The organism is Paenisporosarcina quisquiliarum (assembly GCF_043641925.1).
In the GTDB taxonomy this organism is placed as follows: Bacteria; Bacillota; Bacilli; order Bacillales_A; family Planococcaceae; genus Paenisporosarcina; species Paenisporosarcina quisquiliarum_A.
This window is the reverse complement of record NZ_JBHZRU010000004.1, coordinates 108,058-125,345: the sequence shown is the minus strand read 5'-3', so window position 1 is coordinate 125,345 and position 17,288 is coordinate 108,058. Positions and strand designations below refer to the sequence as shown.

Below are 17,288 nucleotides of genomic sequence, written 5' to 3'. Positions count from 1 at the left end.
ATAATTTACCAGTCCCAAAAATAAATGAGCATAAAGTAGTGTATTAGTTATATATATATGGTAAAATAATACCGTTGATGTCACTCACATCAATTTAGAAAGAAGGTTTAATATGTCTAAAAAAATGGAAAAAAAGTATATTCCTTTAGCTACGTTTTTTGCAGAATCGACAATTAATGAACTGACACTCACATATACAGCCATGGAAAATATTATCGGACAACAATTACCAAATGCGGCCTATTTAAATAGTAGCTGGTGGAAGAAAACAAAACCACCTGCCTTACATTTTCAAGCATGGACTGAGTCAGACTATCATGTAAAAGAGATTGAGTTAGGACGTTCAGTTACGTTCGCTAAAACATCAGACTCTTTATTTGAAGTCCACTCCGGAAATAAAACCGAAGAAATTTTGATCATTCGTCCAGCGGATCTTGAAGACGCTCGATCCATTATCAATCTTCATTCAGCAATTGATGCTGAATCGGATTTTATGATGTTCGGTAAAGATGAACGAAAAATGACCGTTCAAGGGATTCGAAAACGAATTGGAGAATGGAAAAGGTCTCTAAATTCCGGCATGTTTGTCGCAATTTTAAATGGGGAGTTCGCTGGGTTTGTTGTCCTAAACGGCGGAACTGCTCCTCGCTCAAAACATCGAGCTTCACTCGTAATTGGTGTATTGTCAGCTTACTACGGGAAGAATGTGGGTACATCCCTCATGAAAAAAGCCGAAAGTTTTGCTCACGAAGTCGAGATTCAACGGATTGAACTAACTGTTGTTGAAAACAACGAGCGTGCAATAGCCTTATATAAAAAAATGGGCTATAACATAGAAGGAACTCGTCCTCATTCTTTAAAAATTGATGATCAATTTGTTAACGAACTTTATATGGGTAAAATTATTTAAAAGCGACATGGTGGAATTTTCTCCGCCATGCCGCTTTTTCTTATTTACCAGTTTTTCCGAACTCTTCGATGCGTTCACTGATTTCGTCACGAACTCGTTGGAACACAGCCCACTTTTCTTCTTCCGTACCCTCTGCGCGAGCAGGGTCGTCAAATCCCCAATGCCATCTTGTCACATGTGGAGGTGTAATCGGACATTTGTCATTCGCATCCCCGCATAACGTTACGACATAGTCTGCACGGTTTAATAACTCAGTATCAATCGTATCTGATGTTTGATTGCGAATATCGATTTCCACTTCATCCATTGCTTTAATCGCATTTGGATTTAGGCCATGCGCTTCAATTCCAGCTGAATAAACATCAAATTGATCACTCAAATGTTTATGACCAAAGGCTTCCGCCATTTGTGAACGACATGAATTACCTGTACATAAGAAATACAAAATCTTTTTCTCCATTTTAAAATCATCCTTTTCTAGTGAATTATTGTTAACCAAAGGTAAAGACCAGTTAATGTAATGAATAAGGTTGGTACTGTTAAGATAACCCCCACCTTAAAGTAATAACCCCACGAGATTTTTACTCCTTTTTGACTTAACACGTGTAACCAAAGCAGTGTTGCAAGTGATCCAATTGGCGTCATTTTTGGACCTAAATCTGATCCAATAATATTCGCATAAATCAATGCTTCTCTCGTAACGCCAGTCGTATTCGTTTCAGCAATTGCCAATGCATCAATCATAACTGTTGGCATATTGTTCATAATCGAAGATAAGATGGCTGCGATAAAGCCCATTCCTAGAGTGGCTGCATATAATCCATGACTAGCTGACCATTCAATCACCACTGCTAAGATCGACGTCAATCCAACGTTACGAAGTCCATAAACGACAACATACATACCAATTGAAAAGAACACAATCGCCCACGGTGCACCCTTAATAACTGCAGCTGTATGAACAGCTTGACTACGTCTAGCAATTAATAAGAATAGTATCGCAACAATTGAAGCGATGATTGAAACTGGGATTTCGATTGTTTCGCTTAAGAAATAGCCAATTAACAACACACCTAGAACATACCAAGACACATGGAACATTTGAATATCTTTTAGAGCAGTTTTAGGTTCTTTCACCATTTTTTCATCGAAATGTTTCGGAATTGATTTTCCAAAATACAAATACAACACCAACATACTTGCAGCTAAACTAAATAGATTTGGAACAAACATGCGAGATGCATATTCAATAAAACCAATTCCAAAAAAGTCTGCGGATACAATATTCACCAAGTTACTAATAACGAATGGCAACGAAGTGGTATCTGCAATAAAACCAGAAGCCATAATAAACGGTAAAATCATTTTCTCTTTAAAATCTAATGCACGAACCATTGCCAATACAATTGGTGTAAGAATTAGTGCTGCCCCGTCATTTGCGAATAAAGCCGCTACTCCTGCACCCAATAAAGTAACTAATAAAAACATACGGATTCCGCTTCCTTTAGCGAATCGAGCCATATGTAAAGCAGCCCATTCAAAGAATCCGATCTCATCTAATATAAGAGAAATAATAATTAACGCAATAAAGGTTAATGTCGCATTCCAAACAATCCCCGTTACGTCAATCACATCTTGAAAATTAACAACCCCAACTAATAGAGCTACTGCAGCTCCTGCCATCGCTGACCAACCGATTGACAATCCACGTGGTTGCCAAATAACAAATACCAACGTGACCAAAAATACAAGACTAGCTAACCAAACATCCATTATTTCGCTCCCATCTATGCTTCACACATTACTTTTTTTCCTTCTTTAATCAAATCATCTACTGTACGTTCAGGTGATGGAAGTAAACTCAACAAATGAATCAAAACAGGATACTGGGGATGTCTGATTTGAAGTGACCAAATCGTCCATCTTCCTCTCTTTTCTTCTGAAACGATCCCCGCTTCTTTTAACTTTTTCATATGCTGACTAATTGCCGGTTGCGTCATATGAAGCAACTCAGTTAATTCACACACACATAACGACTGATGCATGAGATGAGTTAAAATTCGCAATCGATTTTGATCTCCAATACCTTTTAGATACTGTTCAAGCTCTAAATAATCCATAAGCATCTCCTTATGTGTTATATTCATTTTCATTATATAAGCATCCACTTATGAAATCAATAGTGAATTGTTTAATGTTTTGTGTGATTTTCTTAAAGTTTGTAAACCTTGTTCTTTCACTTGTTAATCTTGCTCTTTCAATTGTCGATCTTGTTCTTTCAACAACAAATCTTGCACTCAATTTGGTTTTCTATGAGCGAAAGCCCAGGAGTTTCCAGTTCTATTATTTTCCAAAACAAAAACACAGTATGCACTTAAAAATCGTGCAAACTATGTTTTCCACTAAATCTATATTCGGTTTCCTATAGAGCCCACTCAAGAAAACACCACCTTGAACAGAAAGTTTAAGGTGGTTAAAAGGGATCTCATTTCTTTATTTCTTCAGCTGTTAACAATACTACACGTGCAAGGATGTCACTTCCTGTATGAATACATTCTTCGTTAAACTTCATTTTAGGATGATGTAAACCTGGAGATAAATCACACCCAAGCCCTAGCATGGTCGCTTTTAATGTTGGTACATGAGCTGAATAAAAATGGAAATCCTCTCCGCCTGGTGTAACAATCGGCGGTTGCACATACTCTTCACCTAATACACCAGCAATCGCTCTTTCCATTAACTCACATGCATCTCCATCTACAATTGCCGCAACCAAGTTCGAGTGAACCGTTACATCAATGACAACACCGTATAAATCTTCCACATGTTTGAGAACATGGTGAACTTTTCCATTTAAAAGCGTCATCACGTCATTGGTTTGAGCACGTAAATCGATGCTAAATGAGGCATTCCCTGGAATAATATTTCCTGTCTCGCTACCAGCATGCAGTTTTGTCATTTTCGCTGAATATGGAGTCATTGAATCTAAGCGTATCCCTTGAAGACCTTGGACGATTGCTGCACTGACTTCAATTGCATTTACTCCTAAATGTGGTCTCGCTGCATGTGCATCTTGGCCGATTATTGTTCCTTGTAAAATAGATGCGGCTCCATGGTGAATGGCTGGAGAAGCAGTACCATCGCCAATTTCTTGAATCGGTCTTAAATGCACACCAAATAAATAGTCAATATCATCGATAATGCCTTTACTAACTAATTTTTCGGCACCTTTTCCTTTTTCCTCAGCGGGTTGGAAAATCCATTTAAAACGAACGTTTTTAGGAAAGCCTTTTTCTTTTAAATGGAGCAATGCTCCAAAAGCCATTGTCATATGGGCATCATGTCCACAGGAGTGATTGGCTTGGAACACTCCATCTACCTCCTGCCATAAAGCATCAATGTCTGCTCTAACCCCAATGCATGTAGGTCCTTCTCCGATTTCCACATATAACCCGGTACAATCATCAAAGGTTTTCACAGTAAATCCTTCTTGTTCAATCAACTTTTTCAAATAAGCTGTTGTTTCAATTTCCTGCCAACTTGCTTCCGGATGCGTATGTAAATAACGAAAAACTTCATCCAACTTTTGTTTGTTTGTTAACAGTATGTCATTCATTCTTTCCACCCCAAAATTTTCTCTATCTACTTAGCTTATCGTATGCAGAAGAAATAATTAAAGTCTTTTTGAAATAAATCATGATAACAATATTTTCTATTTGAATTACATGCCGTTCACTTTATAAACTTAGTTTTTCTTTTCAAAAAAACAGCCCCGCGGTAGCAGGACTGTGCATCATTATACTTGTTCTAGTAGTTTTAATGATTCTCGATTAAATGCAGGTAAATCTTCAGGCGTTCTACTTGTCACGAGTTGATTTTGACAAACCACTACTTCTTTATCCGCATACTTAGCACCAGCATACTTCATGTCTTGAGCAATCGATTTAAATCCAGTTGCGTCTCGACCTTCAAGTGCTTTTGCACTTATTAATAATTGCGGTCCATGACAGATGGCGAAAACAGGTTTTTTCGCATCCATAAACGCTTTTGAAAATTCGACAAAGCGTTCGTCAGCGCGTAACTGATCCGGTGAAAACCCACCTGGAAGAAATAACGCATCAAAATCTTCTGGCTTCACATCATCAATACCGTAATCAATGGTTACATTTGCTTCGCCTTGTTTTCCTTTTATTTCGTTTCCAGCTTTTTTCTCAATCGTGAAAACCTCATGACCAGCATTATTAAAAGCTGTAGACGGCTCAATGTATTCCGAGTCTTCAAACATATTTGTGATTAACGTTGCAATCTTTGCCATTTCCAATCACTCCTTAAAGTTTGTACTTTCCTACTATTCCACCTAATTGAATTCCTAAACGTAATTAGCGGTATTTGGAAACCATCGGATGTCCTTTTTCAGAAAAACGATATGGGTAATGAACAGCTTCGCCTGTATTTTGTATCCCTACTCTTGGTCCGATTTCCACTTCAGAAATTCCGGGACCCTCCGCAATATAGAGCGGTTGTTCAGACCAATGGTGTCCATAATAGTTCATCGTCACACCTAAAGCTTTCGCTAATTTCCCTGGTCCATTTGACCAATCTTTACGCGAGATGTTTCCTCGGAATTTCTGCATCAAGTCTTCGCCAGCAATTGGTTCGCCAGCTCGAATCAGAATCGCTTGAGGAATTCCAATTGGGCCACTGACAACATTCATAAGTGTGTGAGTATGCATTTGATATGTATAAACAAGACCCGCTTTTCCAAACATGATCTCTGTTCTCTTTGTTTTTCGATTGCCAAAACTATGTGCTGCTCGATCTTCAGCACCCATGTATGCTTCTGTCTCGATAATTTTTGCAGCAATAACACCTTCCGGATGTTCATGAACAACATATTGGCCAAGAAGTTTTTCAGCTAATTCGAGAGTGGGCTTTTCAAAGAATCCCGGATGTATCGGTCGAAAATGCATGTATATCCCTCCTGTTTTTATTATACTAAAAGAAAGAAATTACTTTAGTTGAAGGAGATGGAGTTCCATGAAAGAACTAATAAATGAAATTAATCAATTTAACACTGATCGCGGCTGGGGTCGTAATCATGACGCAAGAAACTTGGCCATCTCTATCTCTTTAGAAGCAAACGAATTACTCGAATGTTTTCAGTGGCAATCTGCAGAAGATTCAATTGCTAAAGATAAACAAGCCATTATCGATGAAATGGCTGATGTGTACATCTACTTGTTGCAACTTTCAGATGTACTAGGTGAAGATTTAGTACATGCAGCACGGGAAAAGATGAAAAAGAATGCTATTAAATACCCTATTCAAGTGAGAACCTAAACGGAAACTTGAGTTTGTTTCCATTTTCCTATTGCTTAATTATTGTCTGAATATTATATTAATGGAACAACTAGGCAAGGAGTGACCCCCATGAAAAAATGGAAATGGTTAATTTGGATTGCTGCGGGGACACTTTTACTCTTCTACACCCGAACAGATACAAGGCAAGACCAAGCAAGTGCAAATGAAACCTTAATCAAAACGTACGATCCAAAATATAATCCTGATCAAACGATGATTGACTACCTAATATTCAGATCTATGTTAAGTGGTGAAGCAAGAATGGCGGTTACAGGAAGTAGTGTAACCAGAGGTTCTGGTTCTAGCCATCAATCCAAGACGTGGCGAGGAATAATTGAAAAAAATTTACGTCAAACGCATCCTGCCTTAAAGAACTTGATTGTCAGTAATCATGGTCATTCGGGATATACGTCCGTTCGTTTACTTGAAGATCATGTGAAAAATCCGATTCTATTAGAAGAACCGGATGTGTTATTTATTGAAACCTCGGTCATAAATAATCACAACAAAAACGTTACGCTTGAAGACACTTTTGCTTCGTTGGACGAGCTTTACTCGCTTTACACAACAGCGCTACCAGATGTGCGAATATTATTCCTTTCACCAAATCCTTGTACCGAAAATAAATTCGGTCCTCCTATTAATCAATTGGGGTTAACGTTTACTGACTATGTAGAAAAGACAGCTTCTTATATTCAGGAAAAAGGCTGGTTCTATTTTGATACACATGGCGCCATGACTGAACAAATGAATGCTCTTAATATCACACGACCATCTACTTTAAAGGACGGCATTCACCCAAATGACCGCGGGTACAAAATATGGGGGCAAGTATTATGGACATTTATGCAAAAGTCTATCTAATGTGATTTCGTTAAAGTCCGCCGCAAAGGAAATCAACAATTTTTTATTTATCTGCAGTATAAAAGGCTACCGAGGGTAGCCTTTTGTTTATTTATTCTTTAATTAAACCCGCTTCAATTAAGAATTCGCGAGCAACGTCTTCTGCTTTTTCTCCGTCAATATCTACGCGAGCATTCATTTTTTGCATGTCTTCAACTGAAATTTTCCCTGCTAATCCATTCAAAGCTTCTTCTAGTTCTGGATATTGCTCTAATGTTTCTTGACGAACAATTGGAGCTGCATCATATTTCGGGAAGAATCCTAAATCATCTTCTGTAATCGCTAAATCAAAACGCTCAATGCGTCCGTCTGTAGTGAAGGCAGGAATTACATCCACATCACCTTGTTTAACAGCTTCGTACATAACGTTAGGATCTAAACTTTCGGTTTCAGCAAATTCAAAGGGATACACTTCGACCATAGCATCATAGCCATCTCCTGGTCGTTCATAAAAAGCATGAGGTGCACCAAATACCATTTCTTCATTTTTTGATGCTTCCACTAAATCCGAATACGTTTTAGCGTCATATGGTTTGTCCTTTGTATAGGCTAATGTATACGTATTTTCAAAGCCAAGTGGTTCTAACCATGTCACGCCATATTTCTCTTCGTATCCTTTTCGAACGCGATCTAACACTTTTTCTGAACTTTCTCCTTGCTCAAGCTCTTCTCCAAGGACTGATTGTAAACCAGTACCTGTATATTCAACATATACGTCAATGTCGCCTTTTTCTAATGCAGGCGTCAAGATAGCTACTTCTCCTAAACCTTCTTCATATTCAACCGTATAGTCGGTATTTGCTTCGATATACTGTCCAATGATTTGAGGTAATATGAATTGCTCTGTCCACGGTTTACCACTAACGATAATCGGTTCTGCAGAATCTCCATTGCCACTGTCTGAATTACAGCCAACTAAAGCGATTGATGCTACTAATGCTAATCCTACGAGTCTTTTTTTCATTCATTGTTCCTCCTAAGTGGTTTTCATTCCTTTTGGTGTAGCTTTCTTTTCAACCCATTTTAATAATAAATCAAAAGAAATCGCGAGCAGAGCTACAGGTAAAGCTCCAGCTAGTACGAGCGAATTATTATACGATTGCAAACCTCGGTAAATGACATCCCCAAGACCACCCGCACCTACAAAAGTAGCTAATGTGGCAATACCAACTGTTAAGACAGTGGCTGTTCGAATGCCCGCCATAATAAATGGAAGAGCTAATGGGAATTCAATTTGTGTTAATATTTGTGACCTTGTCATCCCCATGCCTCGTCCTGCTTCCGTAATAGAGGAATCCACACTAATAATGCCTGTGTAGGTGTTTCGCAAAATCGGTAATAGTGCATAAATTATAAGTGCGATTAATGCCGTATTCGAACCTATTCCCATTAAAGGAACAAGAAATCCAAATAAAGCTAAACTAGGTATCGTTTGAAAAATAGCCGTAACACCAATGACTGGCTCTGCATATTTTCGATATCTAGCGATTAAAATGCCGAGTGGGAGTGCAATGGCAATCCCAATAGCTAATGCAACAAAGGAAAGATAGATATGTTCAACAAATGCTTGTTGAATTAAGTCTGATCGACTTTGAATTGTTTCGATAAAATTAGTCAGCATGGTTGCCACCTTCTTCCTTGGCAATAACAGCTCTTAATAGAGAAGTTTGATCAATATATCCAACAAATTCATTGTTGTGTCGAATAGCTAGCAAACTCACATTTGGCTTTTCTAACAACGCGATCGCTGTTTCGATCGAATCAGTTGAACTAATCTCTTCAACGTGTTCACTCGTTTTTGCTTGTGAAAAGAAACTAGTTAGTTCGTGAATCTTACGTTGTGCGAAAGTTCTTTGACGATTAATTCGTTCTTGGCCAATAAAGTCTCGAACAAAGTCATTTGCAGGTTCATTAATTAGGTCGTCAGGTGAACCAATTTGTTCGACTTCACCTTCTCGCATCACAATAATGTTATCTGCAATTTTAAGTGCTTCATCCATATCGTGAGTAACGAAAACGATTGTTTTTTGAATACGTTGTTGAAGACTTCGGAGTTCTTTTTGAAGTTGCTCACGACTAATCGGATCTAGAGCACTGAATGGCTCATCCATTAGCACAATATTGGGATCTCCCGCTAGTGCACGAACTACTCCGATTCGTTGCTGTTGACCACCACTTAATTCCAGTGGGTATCTTGGCAAGTAAATATCCGGTTCTAGTCCAACCGTGGTCATTAACTCTCTAACACGAAGCTGTGTTTTTTCATCTGACCACCCTTTTAATTTAGGAACGAGTCCTGCATTTTTTTCTATGGTCATATGAGGGAGTAAACCAATTCGCTGAATCACATACCCAATTGATCTTCTTAGCTCTACCTGGTCTGTATCTTTTATCGATTTTTCATCAATTAAAATATCTCCTATTGTAGGAACTTCTAACCGATTAATCATTTTCATTAATGTCGTTTTCCCGCATCCACTTGGTCCAATAATTGCTGTCAATTCTCCAGTTGGAATCGTTAATGACACGTTTTTCAAAGCTTCTGTACCATCAGGGAACTTCTTTGTTACTTGATCGAATCGAATCACAGCCTCAGCTCCTTTGTAAGCTTCGTATGTATATCATATTTTTAATACCCTTATTACTATAGAATTATGCACGAATACCTACCGCTTTACAAAAATAAGTACGCCTTCTCTAAGAGTTTAGAGAGAGCGTACTCATACTAATCTTTTAATGATCTGATTTTCTTAGTTAAATCTTTAAACTTTTGGTCTAATTCTTCGTAACGACAATCCTTCTTTTTCAAAAAACTTAATTCTCCTAAAATCGCTTGCCTTTCTGTTTCGAGCCTCATCAATTCCAAGTCTTTTTGAGATTCTTCCTTATGACTCAACCAATCTTGATAACCCATTTCAATTTTTTTGAGTTGTTCCCCTTCAAATATAAGAAGTTTAGTACAAAGCTTCTCAATCATATGTCGGTCATGCGTAACTAATAGAACGGTTCCAGGATAACTTAACAACGTATTTTCCAACTGTTCTGTTGAAGGTAAATCTAAATGATTCGTTGGTTCGTCTAAAATCAAGACGTCTTTTTTCTCAAGCATGAAGGCCATTAATTTGATTTTCAAGCGTTCTCCCATACTCATTGAGCCGATTGGTAGTTGCCAATGGTCTTTCGTAAAACCTAAGTTTTTCATTAAAGTTTGAATTTGTCCTCTTTCTACATAATCTTTTGGCTGAAACCACTCAGCAGGTGATCGCTCAAGGGGCAGGTCTTGGATTGTTTGGCGCAAGTATCCGATATTTTGGCTAGCTGTTTTCCACAACTCTCCTTCAAATGGTTCCTCTCCCATCAGCATTTTTAGCCAAGTTGTTTTGCCACTCCCATTTGATCCTATAAGGGCTACTTTTTCTCCTTGTCTGATGGTAAAAGAAGAGTTAGACCATAAAATTCGGCCTCCAAAAGTCTTCGATACGTTTTTAGATTCGATTATTCGATGACCTTGTTTTCGATTACCCTCCATGGAAAATGTCACATCAAGATCTTCTAGCGGTTTCTCGATTGTCTCTTTCTCTAATTCTCCCTCTAAACGCTTTCGCTTTGAGCGAATTTGTACATCCATTTTTTTAGCCTTTACACGAAAATACTCTTTATATCCATCTTGTTTGGTCGAATCAGCATGTGCTTTTGAAGACCAATTTTGAAGAGCAGCAATTTGTTCATCAATCCGAGCAATCTTTTTTTGCTGTTCCTCATAAAGTCTCGATTGCACTTTTTTTCTTTCTTCTTTTTCTTTCCGATACGCAGAATAATTTCCCTCGTACGCAGTTATTTGTTGATGTCCTACTTCCCAGATGGTTGTTGCTACTTCATCTAAAAATGAACGATTATGTGAAACGACTAAGATTGTTCCCGAGTAATGACGTAATTGCTTAACCAACTCAACTAAACTTTGTTGATCCAAGTGATTGGTTGGTTCATCTAAGAGCAATACTTGAACATGTTGTGAAAAGGCTTTGGACAGTCTTCTCTTCATCTGTTCACCACCACTTAGCACATCGAATGGTTTGGATGATTCAGACTCCACTTCTTGTTTAAGATAATATGTTGATGGTTTATTGCCATACCAATGAACATTCCCTTCAGTTGCTTCAAAATCGCCAGCAAGAAAGGATAATATCGTAGATTTACCTTCCCCGTTTCCACCCACAATGCCAATGCAGCTGCCTTGCTTTATATCTAACACGACATTTTTTACAATAACCCGGTCTCCATACTCTATCTTCACTTGCTGAATTTTACCTAACACAGTCATTCTAATTCCCCCTATTTTGGAGAATAAAAAAAATCCTCCATTAAATTCGGAAGGATTTTACGTACCCAAATAGACCATCATAGATAATACTCAAGTGATGAAGAGTAACAATGGTGGTGTGAAAAATGGGCAGACTAATCCTATTTCCGATTTACGCAAATTTATTTATTTGCTAAGAAATAAGATTATTTATCCATTGTTCACCCATCATCCCTTCAAACTCATTAAACCAATTATAGCAAATTCATTTTAAGTTGACTTGTCATTTCCTAGCATTCCTCTAAAATATCTCTTTGCGCTTTCTTCGTTAGTCCAGAAAACACTAATTGATAAGAATGAGCAATTAATTCATGAAACATATCAGCCGATATTTCTCCGTTTAATGAAATTGAAATCCAATGTGTTTTGTTCATATAGTACCCTGGGTTTATTTCATTGTATTCTAATCGTAAAACTTCAGAACGATTGGGGTCACATTTCACAGATAGAATAGGCGTTCCTTCTTTATTTTCACCAATCATAGCAAACATCTTTCCGCCGACCATATACCGATCAGCTTGCCAATCTTCTTGGAAATCAAATGTACTACCTGGATGTTCCTGACACATCGTTTTTAGTTGAGTTAGTTCCATTTAGTTTCCTTCTTTCTCAACAAATTCGATGTGAATCGAGTCGGCAATTTTCCGATAGCCTATTTCTTGGTAGATTTTATTGGATGTAGGGTTTAACATATCCGTGTAAAGCACACAGAAATCGAACGTCTTTAATAATTCCTGACTGCCTGCAGCAACCATTGTTCTTGCATAGCCCTTTTTGCGTTGTTCTTTAGGTGTGAAAACAAAGGATACAGTAACTCCGTGTTCCGATGGTCTAGACTTTTTCATCATCGATACAATTTGTCCTTCATCTTCCCATAAAAACACTTCATTTTCTTTAATAAATTGAAGGACTCTCTCCTTAATCTGAGCAATTGGCGTTTTTGTAATCCCCGTATCATTCTCGAAATTTTGATACCATTGTTCAATAAGTGGCGCATCCTCTATATTTGAGTACCTCCAACTACCTGTTGTACCCTCAAGAGATGGCGTTACTTGATCTAATCGGTATAAGCCTTGATCCATTAAGACTTTTGAGTTTTTATCCGTTTTTAATTTCCACTTTTCGGTGAAAGCAAGAATCACTGTCTTTATTCCAACTACTGAGGGAACTTGAATTTCTCGGTTGAATAATTCATCCACCAAAAAATCGATTACTCTGTCTTTGTCCTGTTCATCGATCACGATTAAGTTTAGTGGATGTGGTGGAGTCATTTGAAGTAAAGCTAGAAGTTTACCATCCTCTACAATAGAGACCATAAAATATTCTTGGTATCTTCCATTTTTGATGCCTTGCAGAACGCCATAAAACAAACTATAGATATCCTCATGTTTCAATAAATAAGGTTCAGCAATTGTTGCAAAATCTTCTGGATGTTGATGTACCTTAAAATTCATATACGTATCCCCTTTTTCTTTTATCAAATGGTACACATTTTTACATTAATTGTCACTACTAATTTTATAGAATTACAGACTTATCTTTTTAAAAAGTGATCTTTTTCCAGTTTTCATTCGTTATCTTGAAGAGTAGAAGTTGTATAGACTTTATGCCTTCGGTATGATGAAGTAAGGATTCTATCAGAGGGGGGTAAAAATGAATACGCACACGGATGCACAGCTCTATGAAAATCTCAGGAATAAAGATCAATCTGCACTCGAAGAATTATATAACCGCTACGAGCGACTCGTTTACTCCTTCGCCTATCGTATGACACAGAACGCTCAGCTTGCTGAAGATACTGTTCAAGATGTCTTCATGAAGCTTTGGAGGGAACATGCACCTTATACAGAAGATAAAGGGAAGTTTTCTTCATGGCTACTAACAATGACACGCAACACATCCTTAGATGCTTTGAGGAAAAAGACGCGACAACAAGAAGTTGGATTACTTGATAAAGATGCAGAGCAAATGAAAGTACCTATAGAAGAGTTACCTGAACAAATGCTAGAGTGGAAAGAAAAAGGATCGGTGTTAAAAAAAGCAATGACACGTTTAAAAGAAGAACAACGAACCATAGTTGAACTTTTCTATTTTCATGGATTGTCTCAAGAATCCATATCAACGAAACTCGACATACCGCTCGGAACAGTGAAAAGCCGAATACGTTTAGCCTTACAACATTTACGAAAACATTTAGAAAATGAAAGGGGGATGTCACCAAATGGAACGTCAGATGTGTGATCGACTCGTTGATTATTTTAACGGCCAATTAAGTGAAGTTGAACAACATGCTTTTGAAAAGCATTTAGCAACTTGTGCGGATTGCCAAGAAGAACTTGCTGAGTGGCAACTATTAACGGAAGACTTGCCTTATGTATCGGATTCCATAACTCCCCCTGAAGGAATGAAGGAACGCGTATTAGGTAGTATATTAGGTGAAACACCAGTACCAAATGAAATACACGAAAAGCCAATTGTGCCAGATGAGGTTTTATTACCAGTTAATAAAAAACGCGTAATTTCATGGTTCCCCGCAGTAGCAGCGGCTCTTATGCTGTCAGTTGGTGCAAATATCTTTTTAGCCTCTATCGTAAAAAACCAGCAAGAAGATATCGTCGCACAAGGAGAAGCTGTAGATCAGTTACTCGCTTATGTGAATTTAACCCCTGTTGCGGGTAATGCCACTGGTACTGCTTCGATTGTGAAACACGGTGAAGAAACGCGGGTAGTTGTTCAAGCTAGTTCTCTTCCAGCACTATCCAATGATGAAGTATATCAAGTTTGGTTAATTGGAGAAGATGGACCTGAACGTGCAGGCACATTTAAATCAGACTCACAAGAAGGTGCAGTGGTATTCACTATTCCTGAAGATATGAATCAAGATTGGACGCAAGTAGCTGTTTCACATGAACCGAATTCAGAAAGTGAAACACCACTAGGTAATGTGTTAATGGCTTCTGATTTTAAATAAAATACATTGAGGCTGTACAAAGTCAGAGAAGATTGACTTTGTGTACAGTCTCTTTTCTTTGTACATTTTTAATTGCTCTCCACTAAATATGAAGGTGGTCAGCTATTTCTTTCGCTTTCCGTGGACGAAACGCAAGCCTCCTCGGCTGTTAAAAACCTATGCTCCTGCGGTAACTCGTCGCAAACGAATTATGCACAATTCGTTGCCTGTGGGGTCTAGCGTATTTCGTTTTTCCGCAGGAGTCTTCAGAAATAGTTGACCACTTTCCCATTAAACTAGTTTGCAGAATCATGCTTACAAAATAAAAATGCATTTTCAACATGGACAAAAATGATGGTTTAAATAAGTTTGCAAGTAATACAAACAAATGTTGAAATCCTTCTACGAACATAAATGCACATTATTACGCTCAATTTACAGCGATTTCAGTTGATTGGAATGGAGGAGGCGACTCCAGCGGAATAAGCACGAACTGAAGACCGAGGGACAAAGACTAAAAACGCCACATCACGTGGCAACGTCTTTGAAACCAACATCCTGTTGGCCTCCGCGGAAAGCGCCCGCCGCAATGGAAATCAACATTTTTATTTGTTATTAGTCTGAAAGACATCACTTTGCTCCGTTAAGGAGTAAAAGCGATGTCTTTTTATATGTAGAAATAAAATTTATTAAATATTCTTTTAAAAAAAGTGATCCAAAGTGAAATTAGCTTCGTTAGCTATTCGAAACCAAATAAAAACTAAAACAAAGGGAGAGATTTCAAAATGAAAAAACGTACATTATTAGCAGTTCCATTATCAATGAGTTTATTAATTCCTACAGCGGTTATGGCAGAAGATCACGGATCAAAAGCAAATGGAGGAAATGCAGACACGAGTGTTTCTACTCCAGCTTCTGAACTACGATCAGCGTTAGGACATTTATTTACTGAACATGCTTTCTTAGCAATTGAAACATTGAAAAAAGGTGCTGACGGCACAGAAGACTTTGATGCTTTAGCTGGTGCACTTGGACAAAATACGGATGACTTAACAGCAGCTGTTTCTTCTGTATATGGAGAAGAAGCTGGAGCACAATTCAAAGAAATTTGGAGTTCTCACATTGGTTACTTCGTAGATTATGCAACTGCTACTGGAGCTAACGACCAAGCTGGGAAAGATAAAGCAGTTGAACAACTTGGTGAATACATTGTTGAACAAGCAGCTTTCTTGGAAACAGCAACGGAAGGTCGTTTAAAAGCAGCAGATCTAGAAGCTGGACTTAAAATGCACGTTGACCAACTAGTATGGGCATTTGATAGTTATGTTGCTGGCGATTATGAAACATCTTACATGAACGAACGCGAAGCAATCGGTCATATGACAATGGTAGCAGCTGGTCTTTCTACAGCTATTATTGATCAGTTCCCGGACAAATTTGAAAATTCTATGGCTGTAACTCCTGCAGCAGATTTACGTGCTGCGCTTGACCAAGTATTCACAGAGCATGCTGGTTTAGCAGTAATGGCTATGCAAAATGGTGTAGATGGTGACCCTGATTTCGATGCTTCTGCTGCAGCTTTATTAGCAAACGCGGATGACTTATCAGCAGCTGTTGCTTCTGTTTACGGTGAAGAAGGCGGAGCAGCATTTGAAGAGATTTGGAAATCACATATTGGTTACTTCGTTGACTATGTAACTGCTACAGCAAATGATGACCAAGCAGGGAAAGATAAAGCAATGGAAGAATTAGACGGCTATATTGTTGAACAAGCTGCATTCTTAGCAACTGCTACGGAAGATCGTTTACCAGCTGCAGACTTAGAAGCAGGATTGACTGAACACGTAGACCAATTATTAGCAGCTTTTGATCAATATGTTGCTGGTGACTATGAAGCTTCTTATGCTTCTATGCGTGAAGCTTATGCACATATGTTAATGCCTTCAGCAGGATTATCACAAACAATTGTTGATCAGTTCCCAGATAAATTCAGCGGACAATCTATGCCAGACGGAATGCCTAAAACGGGGATGGGTGGTACAGCGGACCAAGATGGTATGCCTTATGAGTGGTTCCTACTTGGCGGTTTATTAGCAGCAGCTTTAGGTGGCGCATTTACATTACGCAGACGTTCAAACGAGGCGTAAAATATGAAGAAATGGTATGGTGGAATTCTCGGACTTAGTCTTCTTCTCACGGCTTGCCAAGCAGAAGAAGCAGCTCCGGAACCATCCGTAGAAAAACAAGAGGTTTCCAATACGGAAGCCTCTTCTTCTACAAAAACAGCTTTAACTTTAAATGACAGCCAACTAACTGCTTCTAAACTCATAAAAGACGAACGTCAAGGGATTTCTCCTTCTCGATTACGGATTCCTGCTATCAATGTAGATGCTCCAGTAGACGCTACTGGCCTACTTGATAACGGTGAAATGGATGTACCGAATGATATTGTATCTACTGGATGGTTTGAAAATGGATATATGCCTGGTGAACCAGGTAACTCCGTAATTGCCGGTCATGTCGATGGCAAAAATGGACCTGCTGTATTTTATGATATAGGAAAATTAGAAATTGGGGATGAAGTGCTCGTTACTAGTGATGAAGGCCAGGAGCTAACGTTCGTTGTTGAACGAGTAGAGATTTACCCAGTAGATGATTCTCCTTTAAGAGAAATCTTTGGCTTTAGTAATGGTAGTCGTCTGAATTTGATTACCTGTACTGGAGAATATAACAGAGAAGGTTCATTTTATGAGGATCGTCTAGTCGTTTATACGACTTTAAAAACAACTTGAAAAGAGTGAGTC

The 17,288-nt window shown here is 38.3% G+C and carries 19 protein-coding genes; 7 read left to right on the top strand and 12 right to left on the bottom strand.

Annotated elements, in window-relative coordinates; all coding sequences use genetic code 11:
• Positions 1-112: 112 nt before the first annotated feature.
• Positions 113-910, top strand: coding sequence for a GNAT family N-acetyltransferase (locus tag ACHUE4_RS04745; protein WP_394188235.1), 798 nt, complete (start codon positions 113-115; stop codon positions 908-910).
• 40 nt (positions 911-950) lie between these two features.
• Here the strand turns inward: ACHUE4_RS04745 and arsC are convergent, their stop codons facing one another.
• The 6 genes from arsC to ACHUE4_RS04715 all read right to left on the bottom strand — a co-directional run bounded on the left by arsC (position 951) and on the right by ACHUE4_RS04715 (position 5,880).
• On the bottom strand, positions 951-1,370 hold the full coding sequence (gene arsC / locus ACHUE4_RS04740) for an arsenate reductase (thioredoxin) (RefSeq protein ID WP_394188234.1): 420 nt from the start codon (positions 1,368-1,370) through the stop codon (positions 951-953).
• A gap of 17 nt (positions 1,371-1,387) precedes the next feature.
• Positions 1,388-2,683: an arsenic transporter gene (locus tag ACHUE4_RS04735; RefSeq protein WP_394188233.1), complete on the bottom strand. Its 1,296-nt coding sequence runs from the start codon at positions 2,681-2,683 to the stop codon at positions 1,388-1,390.
• A gap of 14 nt (positions 2,684-2,697) precedes the next feature.
• Positions 2,698-3,063 (bottom strand): ArsR/SmtB family transcription factor, encoded by a 366-nt coding sequence (locus ACHUE4_RS04730; protein WP_394188232.1) that lies wholly within the window; start codon positions 3,061-3,063, stop codon positions 2,698-2,700.
• 332 nt (positions 3,064-3,395) lie between these two features.
• The gene (locus tag ACHUE4_RS04725; RefSeq protein WP_394188231.1) at positions 3,396-4,526 is read right to left on the bottom strand and encodes a M20 peptidase aminoacylase family protein; all 1,131 of its coding nucleotides are present in this window, start codon (positions 4,524-4,526) and stop codon (positions 3,396-3,398) included.
• A 180-nt stretch (positions 4,527-4,706) separates the two neighbouring features.
• The gene (locus ACHUE4_RS04720) at positions 4,707-5,225 is read right to left on the bottom strand and encodes a type 1 glutamine amidotransferase domain-containing protein (RefSeq protein ID WP_394188230.1); all 519 of its coding nucleotides are present in this window, start codon (positions 5,223-5,225) and stop codon (positions 4,707-4,709) included.
• 64 nt (positions 5,226-5,289) lie between these two features.
• Entirely contained in the window at positions 5,290-5,880 is a 591-nt protein-coding gene (locus ACHUE4_RS04715; protein WP_394188229.1) for a DNA-3-methyladenine glycosylase, read from the bottom strand.
• Between the two features lie 67 nt (positions 5,881-5,947).
• On the opposite strand from ACHUE4_RS04715, the gene ACHUE4_RS04710 reads away from it, so the two are divergent.
• Together ACHUE4_RS04710 and ACHUE4_RS04705 are read left to right on the top strand one after the other, a co-directional pair.
• Complete coding sequence (locus ACHUE4_RS04710) at positions 5,948-6,250, top strand: nucleotide pyrophosphohydrolase (protein ID WP_394188228.1); 303 nt, start codon at positions 5,948-5,950, stop codon at positions 6,248-6,250.
• A gap of 90 nt (positions 6,251-6,340) precedes the next feature.
• Positions 6,341-7,135 carry an SGNH/GDSL hydrolase family protein gene (locus ACHUE4_RS04705; protein WP_394188227.1) on the top strand — a complete coding sequence of 265 codons (795 nt, stop codon included), beginning with the start codon at positions 6,341-6,343 and terminating at the stop codon, positions 7,133-7,135.
• 91 nt (positions 7,136-7,226) lie between these two features.
• Here ACHUE4_RS04705 and ACHUE4_RS04700 read toward each other — a convergent pair whose 3' ends face one another.
• The 6 genes from ACHUE4_RS04700 to ACHUE4_RS04675 all read right to left on the bottom strand — a co-directional run bounded on the left by ACHUE4_RS04700 (position 7,227) and on the right by ACHUE4_RS04675 (position 12,988).
• A complete protein-coding gene (locus ACHUE4_RS04700; RefSeq protein WP_394188226.1) occupies positions 7,227-8,138 on the bottom strand; it encodes an ABC transporter substrate-binding protein in 912 nt (303 codons plus the stop codon).
• 12 nt (positions 8,139-8,150) lie between these two features.
• The gene (locus ACHUE4_RS04695) at positions 8,151-8,792 is read right to left on the bottom strand and encodes an ABC transporter permease (RefSeq protein ID WP_394188317.1); all 642 of its coding nucleotides are present in this window, start codon (positions 8,790-8,792) and stop codon (positions 8,151-8,153) included.
• Positions 8,785-9,762, bottom strand: a complete 978-nt coding sequence (locus ACHUE4_RS04690) for an ABC transporter ATP-binding protein (RefSeq protein ID WP_394188225.1) — start codon at positions 9,760-9,762, stop codon at positions 8,785-8,787. Before ACHUE4_RS04690 ends, ACHUE4_RS04695 begins: the two co-directional genes overlap by 8 nt.
• A gap of 137 nt (positions 9,763-9,899) precedes the next feature.
• Positions 9,900-11,495 (bottom strand): ribosomal protection-like ABC-F family protein, encoded by a 1,596-nt coding sequence (gene abc-f / locus ACHUE4_RS04685; protein WP_394188224.1) that lies wholly within the window; start codon positions 11,493-11,495, stop codon positions 9,900-9,902.
• A 269-nt stretch (positions 11,496-11,764) separates the two neighbouring features.
• Complete coding sequence (locus tag ACHUE4_RS04680; protein WP_394188223.1) at positions 11,765-12,127, bottom strand: MmcQ/YjbR family DNA-binding protein; 363 nt, start codon at positions 12,125-12,127, stop codon at positions 11,765-11,767.
• On the bottom strand, positions 12,128-12,988 hold the full coding sequence (locus ACHUE4_RS04675) for a GNAT family N-acetyltransferase (protein ID WP_394188222.1): 861 nt from the start codon (positions 12,986-12,988) through the stop codon (positions 12,128-12,130).
• Between the two features lie 199 nt (positions 12,989-13,187).
• On the opposite strand from ACHUE4_RS04675, the gene ACHUE4_RS04670 reads away from it, so the two are divergent.
• From ACHUE4_RS04670 to ACHUE4_RS04655, 4 genes are all read left to right on the top strand, one after another.
• Positions 13,188-13,775, top strand: coding sequence for an RNA polymerase sigma factor (locus ACHUE4_RS04670; protein WP_394188221.1), 588 nt, complete (start codon positions 13,188-13,190; stop codon positions 13,773-13,775).
• On the top strand, positions 13,756-14,505 hold the full coding sequence (locus ACHUE4_RS04665; protein ID WP_394188220.1) for an anti-sigma factor: 750 nt from the start codon (positions 13,756-13,758) through the stop codon (positions 14,503-14,505). The genes ACHUE4_RS04670 and ACHUE4_RS04665 overlap by 20 nt, the downstream gene beginning before the upstream one ends.
• A gap of 764 nt (positions 14,506-15,269) precedes the next feature.
• The gene (locus tag ACHUE4_RS04660; RefSeq protein WP_394188219.1) at positions 15,270-16,631 is read left to right on the top strand and encodes a copper amine oxidase; all 1,362 of its coding nucleotides are present in this window, start codon (positions 15,270-15,272) and stop codon (positions 16,629-16,631) included.
• A gap of 3 nt (positions 16,632-16,634) precedes the next feature.
• Positions 16,635-17,276 (top strand): class F sortase, encoded by a 642-nt coding sequence (locus tag ACHUE4_RS04655; protein WP_394188218.1) that lies wholly within the window; start codon positions 16,635-16,637, stop codon positions 17,274-17,276.
• The last annotated feature ends 12 nt before the right edge of the window (positions 17,277-17,288 follow it).